We start from the raw sequence: 16,149 nt of genomic DNA, 5'->3' as shown, positions 1-16,149 counted from the left end.
GCGGTGGCGACCTGGGACCGTCTGCCCTCCCCCGAGACCCGGCTGCTGGCGCGGCGGTTGCGGGCATGGATGGTTGCCGTACCGATCGGGCTGGGACTGCTGGCGCTGCTGCTGGATGCCTTCGCGCCCAATCGGCCCGTCGAGTACGAGGACGAGCTGGCGCACTTCTACTACGGTTCCATCGGCTCGGACCTCTCCGCCGGGATTCCCGTGAAGGTGCTGCGGGTGCTGCCCGAGGTCTTTCCGGAGCATCTGCCGGCAGGTGCGGAGCGGCATGACCTCACCGCCTTCGGCTTCATTCAGGAGCCCGGCGAGCCGCTGCCGATCGGCTTCTCGGTGCGCCGGCGGTTCATCGATCTCGCGGGCATGAACTGCGCCGCCTGCCATACCGGCCAGGTACGCGGGAGTGAGACCCGCGAGCCGCTGATCGTGCCCGGCATGCCGGCGAACACCGTCGATCTCCACGCCTGGTTCGGGTTCCTGTTCGACGTCGCCGCCGACGAGGACTTCACCGCCCGGACGCTGCTCGCCGCCATGGACGAGGCCGGCCTGCTCGCCCCCGGGGACCGCCTCATCTACCGCTTCGCCGTGCCGCAGCTGCGGGATGCGCTGCGCGAGCGCGCGGCGCGCAACGCCTATTTCTTCCGCCCGGAGTACACGGCCTTCGGCCCCGGGCGCGTGAACACCTTCGATACCTTCAAGACCGACCAGTTCCGGCACTACTACGCCGAGCGCGGGATCACCCCCGAGGCCCGGGAGATGTACGGCATCGTCGACTTCCCCTCGGTCTGGAACCAGACACCCCGTGAGGGGCTGGCCCTGCACTGGGACGGCAACCAGACCTCGGTGCGCGAGCGCAACTTCAGCGCCGCCATCGGGGCCGGCACCGAACCCCAGGACATGGGTGTGGACTCCCTGTTGCGGGTCGAGGCCTGGCTGGACGCGCTGCCGCCGCCCGACTACCCGTTCCCGATCGACGCCGAGCTCGCCCGCCGCGGCCAGGGGATCTACCAGGCGCGCTGCGCCGCCTGCCACGACTTCGGGGGCGAGCGCATCGCCACGGTGGAGCCGCTGGAGCGCATTGGCACCGACCCGCATCGCGTCTGGAGCTACACGGAGATACTGCGCGACGCCCAGCAGGATTACACCGAGGGCTACTTCTGGGCGTTCCGCAATTTCACCGTCACCGACGGCTACACCTCGCAGCCCCTGGACGGCATCTGGGCCCGGGCGCCGTACCTGCATAACGGCTCCGTCCCCTCGATGTGGGACCTGCTCACGCCGGAGGAGGAGCGCCCCGTCGCCTTCGAGCTCGGCGTCGACGTCTACGACCAGGCGCGCATGGGCTTTCAGGCGGAACGCCTCGAACCCGCCGGAGACGGATTCATGACGACCGATGGAACCCCTTACGACGGCGACCATTTCGTGCTGGACACCCGCCTGCGCGGCAACGCCAACAGCGGCCATACCGGCCCCCGCTACGGCACCGACCTCGACGATGGCGAGCGCCGGGCCCTGATCGAATACCTGAAAACCCGATGAGCCTGCCGGTCGCAACCGCTGTCGCCGCCCTTGCCCTGGTGGGCACCCATTGGGTCGAGGCCGCCCGCGAGTCGCCGCCGCCCCCCGCCCGGCCCGAATGGCTCCCGGAGGGCGAGCACGGCTACCTGCTGGTGGACGGCCTGCGCCTGCGCTACCTGCGGGCAGGACAGGGGCGCCCCGTGCTGCTGCTGCACACCCTGCGCACCCAGCTCGAGCTGTTCCGCGAGGTGGTGCCGAGCCTCGCCCGGGAGTTCGAGGTCCACGCCATCGATCTGCCCGGCCACGGGCACTCCTCGATTCCGCCCGGCGCGTATGACCCGGAGCGGTTTGTGCGGGCGGTGCGCGCCTACCTGCAGGCCCGGGCGCTGGAGAATGTGGTGGTGGCCGGTGAGTCCATCGGCGGCGCGATCGGCCTGACACTGGCGGCGGAGCAGCAGCCGCAGGTAGCCCGCGTCGTGGCGATCAACAGCTACGACTATGCCCGCGGGCGCGGCATCCACCGCGGCTCGGCGTTGGCGGCGGTGCTGTTCAACCTGGCCCGTGTGCCGCTGCTCGGCCCCGCGGTGTGGCGACTGCGCTGGCAGGGTCTGTTCGCGAGGGTGATGCGCGGCAGCGTGCACGATCCGCAGCATCTGCCCGCGGACCTGGTGCAGGCGCTGCACGAGGTGGGCAACCGGCCAGGGCACTACCGCGCCTTTCTCTCTCTTATCCGCGACTTTCCGGCCTGGGAGGCCCTGCGTGAGGCCTACCCGCGCATCCGCCTGCCGGTGACGCTCGTCTACGGCGAGCACGACTGGTCCCGCGAGGCCGAGCGGCGGGCCTGCCAGGGTCTGATCCCCGATGCACGACTGGAGACCGTCACCGCCGCCGGGCACCTGATGTCGCTGGAGCGCCCCGAGGCCGTGATCGAGCACGTGCGCACGGCGGGGCGGTCATGAGCGCCACCCTGCTGATCTGCCACCGTCGGGCCCGGAGCCTGTCCGCGGGTGACTTCCTCGGCCCGTGGGCCGAGGAGCGCGCCGCGCTGGTCGCCCGCCACCAGGCGGCGCTCGGCCACCCCGACTACCACCAGATCAGGCGCCTGTCGCGCCTCAGCATCGTCTACAACGCCGTGCGCCTGAGCCGCAGCTGGCCGCTGACGGCGTTGATCTCCCTGCTGCGCGGCCGCCGCCCGCCGAGCCTCATCGGCAACCGGGACGAGCGCTGGGACCTTGTGGAGCAGCTGCAGTGGCCCGAACCTGCGCAGCGGGAGGCTGCGCTCGCCAGCGAGCCGGGAGGGGCCGCGCTCCAGGCGCTCGCGCAGCATGCCGATGCCGCCACCCGCCACCATGCGCTACTCAGCACCGAGCGCGTGGACACGATGCCGCTGGCCCCCGGCGAAACCGCGCCGGACGCGGTCGCCCTGTTCTGCCTGCGGGCCAAGCCCCCGATGGAGCGCGAGCACATGCTGGCGGACTGGATCGGCCGGCACGGGCCACTGGTGGCCTCGCTGCAGGGCGCGCTCGGCTACGCCGCCTACGCCCAGCTCGCCGTGCGCGGCAACGACGATACCCCGACCGCCTTCGACGGCGTCGCCCTGCTGGCCTATCCGGGCCTCGGCACCATGCGCCTCGGGCTGATCCGCCCTCGCACCCAGCTCGCGAACCTGCGCCTGGTCTGGGACGAGACCGCCTTCCTCGACACCGGCCGCTCGGCGCTGATCATCGGCCGGGTTGCCCGGCGGCTCAGCGGCGCTCCCCCAGGGTGACCGTCAGCCGTCCAGCTCCGGATAGTGGCGAAAGATGCCTTCCTCGGTGAACGGCGGGCGCCGGTCCGAGGCGAGATAGTCGCGAAGCGCCGGCAGCGCCGCCACGCGATCGTGGAGCGAGCGCAAGTGCGGGCAGTCCGGCTCGAGGCGCTGCATCGCGCGGGGGAAGGCGTAGCGCAGGCCCGTCATCATCTGCAACAGCGACAGGTCCACGTGGCTCAAGCCCTCGCCGACCGCCCAGCCGCTCGCAGCCGGATTCCGCGCGACCACCGCCTCGAAGTACTTCAGGAAGCGGGGCAGGCGCTCGGCGCGGTAGAGTCCTGCCCGGCGCGCCGCCTCCGCCTTCTGCTCCCCGTAGTACAGGGACGGTCCGAGCGGGTGATGGGTATCGTGGTTCTCCACCAGCCAGTCGGCGATGGTGAGCTGGCACTGGTCCGCCCACAGGCGCCGGCGCTCGTCCGCCGGCGCCAGACCGTGGTGCTCGCCGAGGTAGCGCAGGATCAGCGGCGTCTGCGCGATCAGCCGGTCGCCCGCGCGCAGAACGGGCGGCGCGAACGGCAGCTCGGGAGTCGCCTCGTCCTCCAGCACGTCCAGCACGGCATCGAAACGGTCAGCGTCCGGCGCCTCCCGGGCCACATCCCGATACGGCGCCTGCGCGGCCTCCAGGGCGAGCCGCACGAATTCCCCACGCCCGGGGATATCCGGCCAGTAGTAGAGCTCGTAGATCATGGCCCCTCCGCATGCCTCACTCGGCGGGCACCTCCCTCGGCAGGCGATCGCCGTCGATGGCGACGTAGACGAATGTGCCCCGGATCAGCCTCGCCCCTGCCCGGAAATCCGCACCAGGTCATCGCCGTCCGACAGCGTCTGCCTGAGGCGATCCTGCAGGATATCCAGCACCGCCCCGAACTCGCCGAGCAGTGGTGTCATCCGCGTGGCGAGACCCGGATGCCTTGCCTGGGCGGCACGGCAGATCTCCGCGACGTCGCCATCCGGCCCCGCATGCCGCCCCGGGGACAGGAACTGCATGGCCACGACGACCTCGCCCTCAGAAAAGCCTGCCTGGTCGAGCAGATCCTCCAGCAGCGGCTCGTTGAACCGGTAAACATCGCCGTCGCGGCGTTCCATCGACGCTGCCGCAACCCGCTCAGCCTGTCCGTCGAGCAGGGCCGCGAGCTGCCCGGCGAGCGTGTTGCGCACGGCAGTGACCTCGGGAACGGGGCTGCCGTGGTCCACCAGGATGACCGCTGGGGGCTCGCCACCGGTGGCCGTCCTCAGGACCGCATCCCGCAGCGCCGTCGCCAGACGCAGGTCCAGCGGACCGGTCAGATCCACGAGCGTCTTCGCCACGCGTACGGTGATCTGCGGGTACGTCTGCCGTAGCTGCTCGATGCGCTCCGGCAGGTAGGCGGTGAGCGCCCGGCTCGGGCCGAAGAACAGCGGCAGGACGGTGATCTCGGTCGCGCCCTCCCGGGCGGCCCGCGTCGCCGCGGGCCCGAACGTCCGCGCCGGCTCGCCGCCGAGCTCGGCGGCGTCCACCTTGTTCGAGTGCAGCAGGGAGACGGGCTCCACCGGCGTTGCGCAGCGCTCGCTGAGCGCGGCGGCCAGTTCCCGCAGGCGCAGCGTGGCCGCGGGGCGCAACGAGCCGTTGTCCACCAGGAAGGTTCGCCGCCGGCTCACGCGTCGCCGCCGTACTGGGCGTCGGTCACCGGTTCCAGCCACTCCACCGCTGCCCCCTCCAGGCGTTCCTGAACCGCGATATGGCTCATCGCGGTGCCGGGCGCCGCGCCGTGCCAGTGCTTCTCGCCGGGTGGAAACCAGACCACGTCGCCTGCCCGGATCTCCTCGACCGGCCCGCCCCAGCGCTGGGCGCGGCCGCAGCCGCCGGTGACGACGAGCATCTGGCCGAGGGGATGGGTATGCCAGGCCGTGCGCGCGCCAGGCTCGAAGGTCACCCAGGCCGCGTTGGCCCTCGCCGGCTCCGGTGCCTCCAGCAACGGATCCAGCCGCACCTGGCCGGTGAAGTATTCCGCGGGGCCGGACTGGGACGGCACGCTGCCGTTACGTCGGATCTCCATTCGCTGGACCTTCGCTGCGTCGGAGTGGCCCTGCTGCGTCGGGATCGGGGGCGGCAGCCCGCCGCGGGCGCCCGACGGACGGGCCAACCGCGACGGTAGCGCCAACCGCGACTGCTGGCAAAGGGGGAAAAGTCTCCCGGCTGCGGCGGCCCCGCTGCGGCCGCCTTGACCGCTCGCGCTCGTCACAGAGTTACCCCGAGGTGCCTCGCACGAGCGGCCAAATCGCTTCGCAGGGGAACCGCCTCGCCCGGAAGATTGCTTAGCGGCGCGGGTCATGCTCCGGATGCAGGTAGTCGATCCCCCAGGGCCCGGTGCCGTGGACCTGGATCACGGTCTCCTCCTCCACGTAGCCATACATGGGCGCCTCTGGCGGCAACACGGCATAGCTACCGGCAGGCAAAGCCGTGGCGGCATCGCGGTCGAACTCCTCACCGTGCGCGAAGTACAAGGTCCCGCTGATGACGGTCACGCGCTCGTAGGCTGGGTGATCATGGGGATCGATCTCGTAGCCGGCCGGCAGGAGCAGCCGAAACGTGAAGGGTTCTTCCTTGCCCGGGTTGCCCTCGAGGACTGCGATCTTCGCCGGCGGCGCCATCGATCCGACCTCAGACCACTCGATCTCGCTGGTATCGAGGAAGTAGGCGCCTTTGCCGTCGTACGCCTCGTGGCCCACGGCGGGGGTACCGAAGGCGCCGAGCGCGAGGGCGCCGGCCAGGGTAATGATGCGAATGTCAGTCATGGCTCTCGCCTCCTCATGGTGTGTGCACCCCGGGCGCTCTCTGGCCCGGGCGCCCCACGGACGCATGACTCCGGATTAAGGTTCCGATGGCCATGGCGCCGCGGGTGCAGACGCCGCGAGGCGCGCACGGGAACCCTGGAGCCCGCTCGTGCGTCCTGGCGCCTAGACTTGGGCGGGACCGTCCGACGGTCGGACGTGGCCGTTCGAGGAAGACGGGACCAAGCTTGCAGCGAAGGGGCGGGTTGGCTCGCAACCGGCGGGGCCCCGCCCCCGCTTATCATGGGCGGGCTGCGGATGTCCGATCACCGGCAGAACGACGACTCAGGCGCCTGCCGCGACAGCCGGCGGGCGTTCTTTGCCCGTGAGGTGGAGCGGCTCATGGACCGGCTCTACGGCACGGCACTGCGTTTGACGCGCAACCCCGACGACGCCGAGGACGTGGTGGCCGAGACCGTCGCCAAGGCCTGGGACAAGCTTGACACCTTGAACAGCCGCGAACGCTTCGAAGGCTGGATTTTCCACATCCTCAACAACACCTTCGTCAGCGCATGGCGGCGACGCCGCTGTCGGGAGCGTTACCAGGCCGAAGAGCGGGCGACGACGCCGGAGGAGACCGAGGGTCTCGAATTCTCGCTGTTCGAGCGCCTGCATCAGCCATTCCTGCTCTGGTGGGGAAGCGCCGAAGACCAGTTCCTCGATGAGCTGCTGCGGGAACAGATCGACGCGGCCATCGACGACTTGCCCGACGTCTTCCGCATCGTCGTCGTCCTCGTGGAGATTCAGGGCTACACCTACGCCGAGGCCGCAACGCTTCTGGAACTCCCCCTGGGCACGATACGATCGCGGCTCTATCGAGGCCGCAGCCTGCTGCAGCGGGCGCTATGGGAGCAGGCCCGGGCGGAAGGGCTGGTCACCGGCGACCGCCCGACCGCGAGCACAGGGAGGCATCGCTAATGGGCGCACGAGAGCCGAGCTGCGAAGAGGTCATCCGGAGGCTGTTCGCCTATCTTGATGGCGAGCTGAACAGCGCCACCGAGGAAGAGATCGCCCATCACCTGACGCGCTGCCGCGACTGCTTCAGCCGCGCAGAGTTCGAGCGACGGCTGCGCGCCCGCGTTGCCGAGGCCGGGACCGTCGAGGCGCCCGAACGCCTGCACCACCGGCTACGACAGCTCCTGGACGAGTTTTGAGCCGCTGCCGGCCATTCGGCGGCGGCTCAGCCGGCTTTCTCCGAGGCTGCCTCGATCCGACCCCCTAAACTACACTGGGATGGGCTCAGCCCTCTCAGGGCGCCTGCCCATCTGGCGGATTGGGGGCGAAGCCATGGTGGCCATCCTTGGCTACTCACGAGAGCAGATCCTGCACGCGGTGCAGGGCATGTATACCCTGGTGGCCAGGCAGCCCGGCGCCGGCTTCCACTTCCCCACGGGGGCCGACGCTGCGGCCACGCTCGGCTACCCTCGCGCCGAGCTGGATGCAGTCCCGGAGGCGTTGCTGGAGCGCTTCGCCGGCGTCGGCTACGCACTTGACGGCGATGCGGTCCACGCCGGGGATGTCGTCCTTGACGTGGGCGCCGGCGCCGGCATCGACACGGTGCTGGCGGCACGCCGTGCCGGCCCGCACGGCTATGCCATCGCCCTCGATCTGACTCCGGCCATGACGCGCCTGCTCGGTACCACCTTGCGTGAGCACGGCCTGACGAACGTGGGTGTGGTCCAGGGATCCGCGGAGCGCATCCCCCTGCGCGACAGCTGCATTGACAGCATAACCAGCAACGGTGCGCTCAATCTGGTCCCCGACAAGCGCCGCGCAATCGCCGAGCTGTTCCGCGTTCTGCGGCCTGGCGGCCGCCTGCAGATGGCCGACGTCGTCATCGACCGGCCGGTGACCGTGGACTGCGACAGCGATCCGCGCCTGTGGGTGGAATGCGTGGTCGGTGCCACGGTGGAAGAAAACCTGATCGAGCTGTTTCGGGAAACCGGATTCGAGGACATCCGGATCAATCGCCGGCTGGACTATTTCGCGCACAGCCCGAGTGCCCAGACACGGGAGATCGCTGCAAGCTTCGGCGCCCATACGGTGGAGCTGGCGATGCGCCGGGCCGAGCGCCAGCCGCCGCTCCGGCGTCGCCTGCTGCACCGGTACAACCCAGTGCGGCTTGGTGTGCACCTGTGGCGCCACGGCTGGCTTGGCCTGCTCGCGCTGGCCCTGGCGCTTGTCTCCTGCTACGGCACTCTGGCTCTGGCCAGCGTTCTGCCTGTGGTGGGTTTCGCATTTGCGCCACCGCCTGGTGCCTGGTCCGCCAGCATCCTGGCCTTCTCCGGCATCGCCCTCGGCGCAGTCGCCCTCGGGCATAGACGGCATGCGCGGCGCTGGCCGTTCGCACTGGCCATGGCAGGCGCGGCTATCCTGGTCTACACGCTGCTGTTCAGGTACCACCCTCTGGTAGAGCTTGCCGGATTCGCACTGCTCGGCTGTGCGGTATTCTCGGACCGGCGCCTGCGCCGGCGCCGCGAGGCCAGAATCCTCGGGCTGAACCCAGGGCGCTAGCCGCACATCCCTTTATCTCACCGCTCGCTGACGCGACGGCGGCCTCCGGGAATGGGGCAGGTCACGCCGCATTCGACGCCCGCAAGCCCCACGATGCCGGCGTGGCAGGCTCTTCCCCCTCAGCAGCCGGGTGGGGGCTTTCGCCTGGATCCCGTCATCGTGTCGCTCCTCCGATTGGGCCCGAGCTCAGTCCCGGGGCCGTTTCGCAGTGACCGTCCAGGAGCTGGAGGGCATGACGATCCCCTCGGCCGTCTGGTAGGGCGCCAACGCCTCGCGCATGGCACGCTCGATCTCCGTGCGCTTGCGCTCGGCCTCTTCCCCGGCCTCGCGGAAAACCTCGCCTGCGGGGCCGATGGCGAGCTGAAAGCGAACTGCGTCCTCCAGGGAGGAACCCACGGTCACCGGCCCGTCGATGCGCTCGAAGCCGATGTCCTCGAAGCCCGCGATCTCGAGCTGGGCGGTAACCGTATCCGGATTCGCCATGGAGAACGGGCCGGGACCACAGGTGCGGGCGTCCTCTCCCGGCGGCTCCAGGAACTCCAGGGTCACCTGCTTGGGCAGGCCCAGCCACGGGTTGTCATCAATGGTCCGCCAGACGATGAAGACCAGGTCGCCCCCGGGCCGCAGGGCTTTGCGGATATTGCGCATGGCAGCGACGGGGTTCTCGAAGAACATCATCCCGAACCGCGAAAAGCACAGGTCATGTACCGGCTCGAAGGGATAGCGCTCCACGTCCGCGGCCTCGAAGCGAACGTTGGAGACCCCCCGTTCAGCCGCCTCCTGGCGGGCGGGCTCGAGAAACTGCTCCACGCAGTCGAGGCCGAGCACGAAACCCTCCGGCCCGGTCTTGCGGGCAAGCTCGATTGCCGTGTCTCCCCAGCCGCAGCCCACGTCGACAATGCGGCTCCCCGGCGCGACGTCCAGCTTCTGCAGCGGGATGCGGCTGTGGTAGCTCAGGCCGTTCTGGAGGATCTCGCGGAAGCGGTCGAACTTGTCCGCCAGGGTGTCGTTCCAGAACGCGACGTAGGGTGTGACCTCAGGCGTTTTCTCGGTGACCTGATTCATGACGTACTCTCCTCCCCGCTCAGTGGTGATCCCGCGTCCGCCGCTGCGGCCACGGTCCAGGCAAGGACGCATGGCTCGGCCGCTGTGTTCCCGGATGCCCGTCGGGGAGCGCCCGGGCTGCTGCGCTGCCCCGGCACGGCCGGCCCAGCGCCGATGGTCAGGCAACCGACTGCGCGCCCGAGGCCACCCGTGTCTACACGCCGGCCGGCCTGGCGCGCGGCAGCAGGCGGCGCAGGAGCCACTCAGCAGGCAGATACAGCAGCAGCGGGTAGGCGAGCATGCACAGCAGCACGTAGACGGCCGGCGGCAGCCAGACCTGATCCATGCCGAAGGGCGCAAACACCCAGTTGATGTTGCGCTCCGGTTCCGTCACCCAGTACCCGAGCGGAAGCACCAGCCAGCAGAGCCCGCTCTGCAGCAGCCAGCCACGGCGGTCATGCCCAAGGCGACGCAGTGCCAGGAACAGCAGCAGTGGCACTAGAACGTGAAAGAGAGAGCTCAGCCGCAGCGCCAGCGGCAGCGACGCTCATCTCAACGCGAGCGGGCAAGGCGCGCGGGAACCGATCACCGTCGCCTCCGTCCGGTCAAGCGCCCTGCCGGGGCCCGTATCGGCGGTGCGGTTCCTTTGCCGATGCCCATGGAACAGGAGCCGCCAGGCGCGGGAGTCCCGATATGGCGGAGAGGGAGGGATTGACTCGCTGCGCTCGCCCTCCGGGCGCCGTCGCTTCGCTCCGGCGTCCGCCGCGGCCTATGGCCGCGTCGTCGAACCGTACATCGTTTGTCCGGGGGTTCGAACCCCTGACTTGCCAGTATCCATGAAAACGGGGGCGCAAGGCCCCCTTTTTCATGGATGTGGCGGAGAGGGAGGGATTCGAACCCCCGGACCCTTTCGGGTCAGCGGATTTCAAGTCCGCCGCAATCGACCGCTCTGCCACCTCTCCTTTCCCGGACATTCTCGCCGCTGCACTTACCGGGGGACAAGCCTGGTTCAGGGCAGGGCGCCGCGGGCGGGCTCGCGGGTGCCGGCGTGGCGATGGCTTCGCTCCTCGGCGACGGCGCGGGCGGCTTCGCCCACCAGGGCCGGGCCGCGGTAGATGAGGCCGGTGTAGAGCTGGACCAGGTCGGCGCCGGCGGCGATGCGGGCGGCGGCGTCCTCGCCGGAGAGGATACCGCCGACGCCGATCAGCGGCAGCCGCGGGCCGGCTTCCTGCCGCACCCGGCGCAGCACCGCCGTGGCCCGCTCGCGCAGGGGCGCGCCGCTGAGGCCGCCGGCCTCGCTGGCGACGGGGCTTGCCGGCACCGCCTCCCGCGAGATCGTCGTGTTGGTTGCGGCAATGCCATCGACACCGTGGTCGCGCAGTGCCTGCACCAGCGCCCGCAGCGGGGCGTCATCCAGATCCGGGGCGATCTTGACCACCAGCGGCACGTAACGGCCATGCTCGGCGGCAAGATGGGCCTGATCCGCCTTCAGCGAGGCGAGGAGCGCCTCGAGCTGGCGGCCGGCCTGCAGATCCCGCAGGCCAGGGGTGTTCGGCGAGGAGAGGTTCACCACCACGTAGTCGGCGGCGGCGTAGACCCGCTCCAGGCAGTAGCGGTAGTCCTCTACCGCGCTCTCCAGCGGCGTGTCCCGGTTCTTGCCGATGTTGATACCCACCGGCACCGGAGGGCGCCATGCCGCGAGGCGCCGCAGCAGGTGGTCGACGCCGCGGTTGTTGAAGCCCATGCGGTTGATCAGCGCCTGCTCTGCAGGCAGGCGGAACATCCGCGGCCGCGGGTTGCCCGGCTGCGGCCGGGGCGTGACCGTGCCGAGCTCGACGAATCCGAAGCCGAGCGCGGCAAGGCCGCGGAGGTGGTCGCCGTTCTTGTCGAGCCCGGCGGCGAGGCCGACGGCGTTGGGGAAGCGCAGGCCCATGACTTCCACCGGGTCGTGCACCCGCCGCCCCGCCAGCCCGGCGAGGTGCAGGGCGGCAGCGACATCCAGCGTGCCCATCACCACCGCGTGGGCCCGCTCGGGATCGAGCCGGAACAGCAGACTGCGGGCAAGCGGATACATCGACCGGACCTCGGCAGGAACGTGTGCGCCAGTGCACATGCTCGCGGAGCCGGCCGCCGCTGTCCACTCGACGCCCGTGGCCGCGCTCCCTACACTGCGTTGCAACAAGGCCCGCGGGGCCGGGGCAACGGGGAGACAGGCAATGCGGCGCGTGGTGTTCAACCAGAAGGGGGGCGTCGGCAAGTCCACCATCACCTGCAACCTGGCAGCCATTGCGGCCCATGCCGGCCAGCGAACGCTGGTGGTGGACCTGGACCCGCAGGGCAACACCACGCAGTACCTGATGGGCGATGCTGCGCACGCGATCGAGCCGACCCTGGCGGATTTCTTCGACGAGCTGCTGAGCTTTCGCCTCTACCCCCGCGAGCCGGCGGACTTCGTCCACGAGACCCCATTCCCGGGGCTCGACCTGCTGCCGGCCCACCGCGAGCTGGACGACCTTCAGGGCAAGCTGGAGTCCCGCTACAAGATCTACAAGCTCCGCGAGGCGCTGGAGAGCCTCACCGACTACGATCAGATCTACATCGACACCCCGCCGGCGCTCAATTTCTACACCCGCTCGGCGCTGATCGCCGCTGACCGCTGCCTGATCCCCTTCGACTGTGACGACTTCTCCCGCCGCGCGCTCTACGAGCTGCTGGACAGCGTGCGCGAGATCCAGCAGGACCATAACGGCGGCCTGCAAGTGGAGGGCATCGTGGTCAACCAGTTCCAGGCCCAGGCGCGGCTGCCGCGCAGCGTGGTGGACGAGCTGGTGGCCGAGGGGCATCCGGTGCTGGAGCCGTATCTCTCCAGCTCGGTGAAGGTGCGGGAATCGCACCAGCAGGCCCGGCCACTGGTTCATCTCGCGCCGCGCCACAAGCTCACCCGCGAATACCAGGCGCTGCACGGCGCCCTTGGCGTCTAGCCGCCGCGCCCGCGCCGCATCAAGTTCCTGGCCGGCAGGCCGTTAGCCCTGGCAGAGGCCGATGCCCGCATCGGCCGCCTGCCGAGGAACATCCGGGATGCGCCGACTGCCACACCTGCTAGCCGGGTTGCTGTTCATTGCCTGTGCGGCTGCGCCGGCCGGTGCCGACGATGCCGTGCGCCTGCTGGTGGACGTCTCCGGCAGCATGCGTGAGCACGATCCGCGGGCCCTGCGCGCACCCGCGCTGGAGCTCGCGGTGGATCTTCTGCCGCAGGGCACCGAGGCGGGCATCTGGCACTTCGCGGACCGCCCCGAGGCCATGACCGCGCCGGCAGCGGTGGACGACGGCTGGCGGAAGGCGGCCCGGGGCGCTGTTACCAGCGTGGACAGCCGCGGCCAGTACACCGACCTTACCGCCGCCATCGACGCGGCCACGCGCGGCTGGGACGAGCCCGCCAGTACGGGGCGTCGCAGCCTCATTCTGCTCACCGACGGTGTCATCGACGTCCCGGACAATGCCGACGGCACCTCGCGCCGTCGGCTCATCGAGGAGATCGTGCCGCGGCTGCAGGCCGCGGACGTCACACTCTACCCGGTGAGCCTCAGCACCGAATCCGGTCTCGATGAGGCGCTGCTGACCCAGCTCGCGGCCGCCACCGGCGGCGAGGTGATCGTCACGCCCGATGCGGAAACGCTCGAGCGGCGCATGATCGGTCTGATGGACCGGGTCGCGGCGGGCGATGCCCTGCCCCTGCGCGGCAACCGCTTCCAGGTGGACCAGAGCGTGCGCGAGCTCACCCTGGTGGCCTTCCGCCCCGAGGGCGCGAAGGTGGCCCTGCAGCCGCCGGCGGGCCGGCCCTTCGCCGCCGCCGACGCGCCGGACAACGTCCGCTGGCGCCGGGAAGGCAGTCACGAGATCGTCACCATCGCCCGCCCCACACCGGGCGAGTGGACGCTGCAGGCGCCGGCCGACCCGGCCAACCGCGTGCGCGTGGTCACCGACCTGCGCCTGCGTGCCGAGCCGCTGCCCCAGCGCCTGCTGCCCGGGGAATCCGCACGCCTCACTGCCTGGCTCGCCGATGGCCAGCGTCGCATCGATGAGCCGCGCTTCCTGGAGCTGATACGCCTGGAGGTGGACGGCCCCGGCGTGAGCGCACCCCTCGTGCTCGAGCCGGACAGCGAGGGACGCTTCGCCACCGACGTGCAGCCACTGCTGGCCGGCGCTGGTGCCCAGGAGGTGGTAATCCGCGCCGATGGCGGCACCTTCCAGCGCGAGTGGCGGCAGCGACTCGAGGTCATGGCGTCGCCGGTGGCGCTCGGGGCCGCGGAGGCGGCCGAGGCCGGCACCCTGGCAGTGGACGCCAGGCTGGTGAGTGACTGGCTCGCGCCGGAGTCGCTACAGCTTACGGCTGCCTTCGCCGCGCCCGGCCTGCAGGGCGAGCGGCTGAGCGGCAGCGAGACGCAGCCCGGGCGCTGGCGGCTGGAGAGTGCCGGGCTCGCGCCGGGCACGGCCGTACTCGTGAGTGTGCGTCTGGAAGGCCTCACCCTTAGCGGTCGGCCGGTGTCCACCCTGCTCCCGCCAGAGGTGATCGCCGTCGCGGCACCTGCCGCCGCGGCGGAGCCCTCAGGCGATCCCGCCGCGGCGGCGGCAGGCACCACTGCAGCCACCGCCACGGCCGCCGCAGGCGCCGCTTCGTCGTCCGAAGCCGAGCCCTCCGCCCCCGCTGACGAGGGCCGTGGCGTCAACTGGTGGCTGGTCGGAGCGGTGCTGATCCTCGCGAACCTGCTCGTCCTGCTTGCCGGGCTCACTGTGTGGCTGGTGCTCCGGCGCCGCGCCGCGGCTGGCGATGACGGCGACGGCGCAGAGCGCACGGGGCCCGATGCGGATGCCGCGGCCGAGGAGGACGCCCCCCAGGAGGAAGAGGCGCCGCGCGAGGCCGCCACGGGCTGAGAGCCGGGCCTGGCGCTATTTTCCGCTGGGCCGGCTGTCGCTGCGCTCGCGCAGCAGCATCGCCTCGCGCTGCATGACGTGATGCACCATCAGCTCCTCCTGGCGCTCGTGCAGGAACTCGAACGTCAGCCCCACCCGTGTACCGCCCCCGGCCACCTCACGCCACGCCACGTGCGCCAGGGTGTGCAGTCCGGCCCCGGTGGAGGGAAACAGCATGCGCAGCCGCAGGGCCTGCCCCTCGGCCAGAGGCCGGGGCCAGTGCAGTCCCATGCCCTCGGCGCTCACATCCACCTCCAGCGGCGGCGGACACTCGCCGAACTCGTGCACCATCAGGATCTCCGCGAGTCGGTCGAGTCGCCGCTCCAGGCCCTCCATCAGGCGGGCGAAGGTCGCGGATTCGCGCTCGGCATGCCGCCGCAGCACCACCTGCTCCTGGCGCATCTCATGGAACTGGGCACTCAGGCTGAAGGCGTCGGGCCAGGCCAGCCGCAGCCGCTCCCGGATGGCCTCCAGCTCGTCGCCGGACACCGGGGCGAGATCCACCAGGGCCCAGTCGCTGACCCGGTAGCGCTGGCGCCGGTCGCGCCCGGTCTCATCCTCAGGTGTCGTCATTGGTACTACCCTCCTCCCGCGGAGCAAGGAAGTCGGCGGCACTGCGCACGCCGGCGTCCTCCTCCCCGTGCACCAGCGTGATTTCCACCCGCCGGTTGATCGCCCGCCCCAGGGGCGAGTCGTTGGACATCAGCGGCTCCGTGTCGCCGTTGCCCTCCACGGTGAAGCGGCGCTCGTCCACGTCGCCGGCGTCCCGCAGCCGGTGCACGAGGGTTACCGCGCGTGCCGCGGACAGCTCCCAGTTGGAACGGAAACGGGAATTGGAGATGGGCACGCTGTCGGTATGACCGGCGACGATGATGTCGCCACCGGTCATCGAGAGCGCCTGGCCGATCTTGTTGATCACCGGCGCGAACGGCTCGATCAGCTCCGCCGAGCCGGAGGGGAAGGAACCCCGCTCGCGGATGCGGATGACGACGCGGTTGCCGTTGCGGAAGACCTCCACCAGCCCGCGCTCGATCTCCTCGGCGAGCAGCGCCTGGATGGCCTCCAGATTCTCCGCGGCTTCGGCGACCGCCTCGGCGTCCATGTCGGCCACACCGCTTTCCCGGCCCTCGGCGCTGTCACCGTCCCCCTGGGCGCCCTGACGCAGCTCCCGCGTGGGGCTCTGCTGCATCGGGTTGATCGGGCTCGGATCACCCGGGCTCGGCGAGAAGTTGCGCATGATGAAGCTCGTGCCCTTGGGCGGCTCGCGGCTGAACTGCTCGGTCTGCACGCCGAAGGCGTTGCGCAGCGACCCCGCGATCTGCTTGTAGCGCTCTACGTCCATTTCCGAGAACGACAGCAGCAGCACGAAAAAGGACAGCAGCAGCGTGCTGAGGTCGGCGAACGTCGCCATCCAGGCCGGCGAGCCGGCCGGGACGATCCGCGTCTTCTTGCGGTTGCGCGGGTCGCCGAGCATGGCC

At 70.6% G+C, this 16,149-nt stretch carries 17 protein-coding genes and 1 tRNA gene; 8 read left to right on the top strand and 10 right to left on the bottom strand.

Features of this window, described 5'->3' with window-relative positions:
* Positions 1-3: 3 nt before the first annotated feature.
* Genes LMH63_RS10405 through LMH63_RS10395 form a run of 3 tightly spaced genes read left to right on the top strand, consistent with a single transcriptional unit; the run spans position 4 to position 3,289 of the window.
* Positions 4-1,542 carry a c-type cytochrome gene (locus LMH63_RS10405; protein ID WP_146205187.1) on the top strand — a complete coding sequence of 513 codons (1,539 nt, stop codon included), beginning with the start codon at positions 4-6 and terminating at the stop codon, positions 1,540-1,542.
* Positions 1,539-2,480 (top strand): alpha/beta fold hydrolase, encoded by a 942-nt coding sequence (locus LMH63_RS10400; protein ID WP_109677670.1) that lies wholly within the window; start codon positions 1,539-1,541, stop codon positions 2,478-2,480. The genes LMH63_RS10405 and LMH63_RS10400 overlap by 4 nt, the downstream gene beginning before the upstream one ends.
* Positions 2,477-3,289: a hypothetical protein gene (locus LMH63_RS10395; protein ID WP_109677668.1), complete on the top strand. Its 813-nt coding sequence runs from the start codon at positions 2,477-2,479 to the stop codon at positions 3,287-3,289. The genes LMH63_RS10400 and LMH63_RS10395 overlap by 4 nt, the downstream gene beginning before the upstream one ends.
* A 3-nt stretch (positions 3,290-3,292) precedes the next feature.
* On the opposite strand, the gene LMH63_RS10390 is transcribed toward LMH63_RS10395, so the two are convergent.
* From LMH63_RS10390 to LMH63_RS10375, 4 genes are all read right to left on the bottom strand, one after another.
* Positions 3,293-4,018, bottom strand: coding sequence for a glutathione S-transferase (locus LMH63_RS10390; protein ID WP_109677666.1), 726 nt, complete (start codon positions 4,016-4,018; stop codon positions 3,293-3,295).
* An 84-nt stretch (positions 4,019-4,102) separates the two neighbouring features.
* Positions 4,103-4,969 (bottom strand): sirohydrochlorin chelatase, encoded by an 867-nt coding sequence (locus LMH63_RS10385; protein WP_109677664.1) that lies wholly within the window; start codon positions 4,967-4,969, stop codon positions 4,103-4,105.
* Positions 4,966-5,367 (bottom strand): (R)-mandelonitrile lyase, encoded by a 402-nt coding sequence (locus LMH63_RS10380; RefSeq protein ID WP_109677662.1) that lies wholly within the window; start codon positions 5,365-5,367, stop codon positions 4,966-4,968. The genes LMH63_RS10385 and LMH63_RS10380 overlap by 4 nt, the downstream gene beginning before the upstream one ends.
* Positions 5,368-5,626: 259 nt before the next feature.
* Positions 5,627-6,106 carry a cupin domain-containing protein gene (locus LMH63_RS10375; RefSeq protein WP_109677660.1) on the bottom strand — a complete coding sequence of 160 codons (480 nt, stop codon included), beginning with the start codon at positions 6,104-6,106 and terminating at the stop codon, positions 5,627-5,629.
* 378 nt (positions 6,107-6,484) lie between these two features.
* Between LMH63_RS10375 and LMH63_RS10370 the strand changes: the two genes are divergently transcribed.
* The 3 genes from LMH63_RS10370 to LMH63_RS10360 all read left to right on the top strand — a co-directional run bounded on the left by LMH63_RS10370 (position 6,485) and on the right by LMH63_RS10360 (position 8,656).
* The gene (locus LMH63_RS10370; protein ID WP_109677705.1) at positions 6,485-7,060 is read left to right on the top strand and encodes an RNA polymerase sigma factor; all 576 of its coding nucleotides are present in this window, start codon (positions 6,485-6,487) and stop codon (positions 7,058-7,060) included.
* Positions 7,060-7,296, top strand: a complete 237-nt coding sequence (locus tag LMH63_RS10365; protein WP_109677658.1) for an anti-sigma factor family protein — start codon at positions 7,060-7,062, stop codon at positions 7,294-7,296. The genes LMH63_RS10370 and LMH63_RS10365 overlap by 1 nt, the downstream gene beginning before the upstream one ends.
* Positions 7,297-7,429: 133 nt before the next feature.
* On the top strand, positions 7,430-8,656 hold the full coding sequence (locus LMH63_RS10360) for a MerC family mercury resistance protein (protein WP_109677656.1): 1,227 nt from the start codon (positions 7,430-7,432) through the stop codon (positions 8,654-8,656).
* A gap of 186 nt (positions 8,657-8,842) precedes the next feature.
* Here LMH63_RS10360 and LMH63_RS10355 read toward each other — a convergent pair whose 3' ends face one another.
* From LMH63_RS10355 to LMH63_RS10340, 4 genes are all read right to left on the bottom strand, one after another.
* A complete protein-coding gene (locus LMH63_RS10355; protein WP_109677655.1) occupies positions 8,843-9,721 on the bottom strand; it encodes a class I SAM-dependent methyltransferase in 879 nt (292 codons plus the stop codon).
* Positions 9,722-9,914: 193 nt separating this feature from the next.
* The gene (locus LMH63_RS10350) at positions 9,915-10,199 is read right to left on the bottom strand and encodes a hypothetical protein (RefSeq protein ID WP_109677653.1); all 285 of its coding nucleotides are present in this window, start codon (positions 10,197-10,199) and stop codon (positions 9,915-9,917) included.
* 375 nt (positions 10,200-10,574) lie between these two features.
* A tRNA-Ser gene (locus LMH63_RS10345) sits at positions 10,575-10,662 on the bottom strand.
* A gap of 47 nt (positions 10,663-10,709) precedes the next feature.
* On the bottom strand, positions 10,710-11,774 hold the full coding sequence (locus LMH63_RS10340) for a quinone-dependent dihydroorotate dehydrogenase (RefSeq protein ID WP_109677651.1): 1,065 nt from the start codon (positions 11,772-11,774) through the stop codon (positions 10,710-10,712).
* Between the two features lie 142 nt (positions 11,775-11,916).
* Here LMH63_RS10340 and LMH63_RS10335 point away from each other — a divergent pair, with 142 nt between their 5' ends.
* Together LMH63_RS10335 and LMH63_RS10330 are read left to right on the top strand one after the other, a co-directional pair.
* Positions 11,917-12,681: a ParA family protein gene (locus LMH63_RS10335; RefSeq protein ID WP_109677649.1), complete on the top strand. Its 765-nt coding sequence runs from the start codon at positions 11,917-11,919 to the stop codon at positions 12,679-12,681.
* 97 nt (positions 12,682-12,778) lie between these two features.
* Positions 12,779-14,632: a vWA domain-containing protein gene (locus LMH63_RS10330; protein ID WP_158280330.1), complete on the top strand. Its 1,854-nt coding sequence runs from the start codon at positions 12,779-12,781 to the stop codon at positions 14,630-14,632.
* 15 nt (positions 14,633-14,647) lie between these two features.
* Here the strand turns inward: LMH63_RS10330 and LMH63_RS10325 are convergent, their stop codons facing one another.
* Together LMH63_RS10325 and tssL are read right to left on the bottom strand one after the other, a co-directional pair.
* On the bottom strand, positions 14,648-15,244 hold the full coding sequence (locus LMH63_RS10325) for a PilZ domain-containing protein (protein WP_109677645.1): 597 nt from the start codon (positions 15,242-15,244) through the stop codon (positions 14,648-14,650).
* Positions 15,231-16,145, bottom strand: coding sequence for a type VI secretion system protein TssL, long form (gene tssL, locus LMH63_RS10320; RefSeq protein WP_109677643.1), 915 nt, complete (start codon positions 16,143-16,145; stop codon positions 15,231-15,233). Before tssL ends, LMH63_RS10325 begins: the two co-directional genes overlap by 14 nt.
* Positions 16,146-16,149: the final 4 nt, after the last annotated feature.

The organism is Spiribacter halobius (assembly GCF_020883455.1).
GTDB classification, from domain to species: domain Bacteria; phylum Pseudomonadota; class Gammaproteobacteria; order Nitrococcales; family Nitrococcaceae; genus Sediminicurvatus; species Sediminicurvatus halobius.
This window is presented reverse-complemented; position numbering and strand designations above follow the sequence as displayed.